Source organism: Citrobacter sp. wls827 (genome assembly GCF_005280875.1).
Lineage (GTDB): Bacteria > Pseudomonadota > Gammaproteobacteria > Enterobacterales > Enterobacteriaceae > Citrobacter > Citrobacter youngae.
In genome coordinates this window covers 4063-6118 of sequence record NZ_SZWR01000027.1, presented here as the reverse complement: position 1 = coordinate 6118, position 2056 = coordinate 4063, and the positions used below count along the sequence as shown (strand labels likewise).

2 protein-coding genes are annotated in these 2056 nt (G+C 54.0%); both read left to right on the top strand.

The annotated features are described in order from the left end of the window. Positions 1-151 precede the first annotated feature (151 nt). On the top strand, positions 152-1537 hold the full coding sequence (gene zraS / locus FDX03_RS21180; RefSeq protein ID WP_137346544.1) for a two-component system sensor histidine kinase ZraS: 1386 nt from the start codon (positions 152-154) through the stop codon (positions 1535-1537). Positions 1538-1542: 5 nt separating this feature from the next. Beyond that, on the top strand, positions 1543-2056 hold a 514-nt coding region (locus FDX03_RS23780; RefSeq protein ID WP_249357143.1), incomplete at its 3' end, for a response regulator.

The window sequence follows — 2056 nt, the reverse complement described above, 5'->3', positions numbered from 1 at the left end:
AAATGACTCGCCAGAACGCGCCAGCGGGTCATTTTTACCCGGTACTTTCAGCGGTTTGTGTCTGAGGGCAGGGTTATCAGGGGGAAAAAATGGCATGATTTCTGCTGTATACCTGAAGCGAAGAAAGGAAACGGTGGGAAAGGGAGTGCGTATGCGACTGTATAAAGACACGGCGGCAAAGTGGTTGAGCCGACTCTTGCTGGCGGCAATCCTGATTTTGGTTGGCTGGTTTTCGGTTATGACCATTCGGGACTATGGGCGGGAAAGCGGTGCTGCACGGCAAACGCTACTGGAAAAAGGCAGCGTACTCATTCGCGCTCTGGAGTCTGGTACGCGCGTAGGTATGGGTATGCGCATGCATCATGCCCAGCAGCAGACGCTGCTGGAACAAATGGCCGTACAGCCGGGCGTATTATGGTTTGCCGTTGTGGATGAGCATGGCGTCATTATGACTCACAGCAATTCGGCGATGGTCGGGAAAACGCTCTATTCTCCGGATGTCCTGCGGCAGCTTAATCCCGGAGAACAAGAAAGCTGGCGAAATATTGACATTCAAGTGAGGGACGGTGAAAACACGCCGGCTCTGGAAATTTATCGCCAGTTTCAGCCGACGTATGGTCCAGGACGTCATGGCATGGCGAGTTGCGCCAGTAATGACGGGCGGCTTAACATCCCTGCACAAACCATTTTTATCGCCTTTGATGCCAGCGATCTGGCGGCGACCCAGACAAGAGAGTGGCGTAACACGTTGATTGTCCTCTCTGCGCTGGCGGCTGTACTACTGGCAACTGTACTTACGTTTTTCTGGTATCAGCGCTATCAGCGCTCGTACAAAGAACTTCAGGATGCGATGAAGCGTAAAGAAAAACTGTTAGCGCTCGGGCATCTTGCGGCTGGAGTGGCGCATGAAATTCGTAATCCGCTTTCATCGATCAAAGGTCTGGCGAAGTATTTTGCCGAACGAACCCCGCCGGGTGGCGAGTCACATGAGCTGGCACAGGTGATGGCGAAAGAGGCGGATCGTTTAAATCGGGTGGTGAGCGAGTTGCTGGAGCTGGTGAAGCCAGCGCATCTGACGCTGCAACAGGTGGATCTCAACGAGGTCATCACCCACTCATTGCATCTGGTAAGCCAGGATGCTCAAAGTCGGGAGATTCAATTACGGTTTACGATAAATCCTGCACTACCAACCATTCAGGCCGATCCTGACCGGCTAACGCAGGTCCTGCTGAATCTGTATCTGAACGCCATTCATGCGATTGGTTGTCAGGGCACGATCACGGTTGAAGCGAATGAAAGCAGCGGCGATCGCGTTAAAATCGTGGTGACCGATAGCGGGAAGGGAATTGCAGCGGAACAGCTGGAGGCCATTTTTACGCCTTACTTTACAACCAAAGCTGACGGAACCGGCCTCGGGCTGGCGGTAGTGCAGAACATTATCGAACAGCATGGTGGCACCATTCAGGTGGCAAGCGTTGAGGGCAAAGGTGCGACCTTTACCCTTTGGCTGCCGACCAAAGCGAAACAACAGGATTAACAAGGATGACGCGCGGAAAAATCAATATTCTGGTAGTAGATGACGATATCAGCCACTGCACCATTTTACAGGCGCTGCTGCGCGGCTGGGGTTATGAGGTCGCGCTGGCCTATAGCGGGCGAGCGGCGCTGGAACAGGTGCGCGAACGCGTATTTGATTTAGTGCTGTGTGATGTACGCATGGCGGAGATGGACGGTATCGCAACGCTGAAAGAGATTAAAGCGCTGAATCCGGCGATTCCGGTCTTGATCATGACGGCGTTCTCCAGCGTAGAGACCGCCGTTGAGGCGCTTAAAACCGGGGCGCTGGACTACTTAATCAAGCCGCTGGATTTTGACTGTCTGCAGGAGACGCTGGAAAAGGCGCTGGCGCATACGCGGGAAATGGGCGCCGAACTGCCATCGGCGTCGGCGGTACAGTTTGGCATGATTGGCAGCAGTCCGGCGATGCAGAAGTTGCTTAATGAAATCGCGATGGTTGCGCCCTCAGATGCGACAGTGCTCATTCACGGAGACTCCG

Bases quoted from the DNA above. Each gene is read 5' to 3' on its own strand.
- zraS (WP_137346544.1), top strand. From the start codon at position 152: ATGCGACTGTATAAAGACACGGCGGCAAAGTGGTTGAGCCGACTCTTG.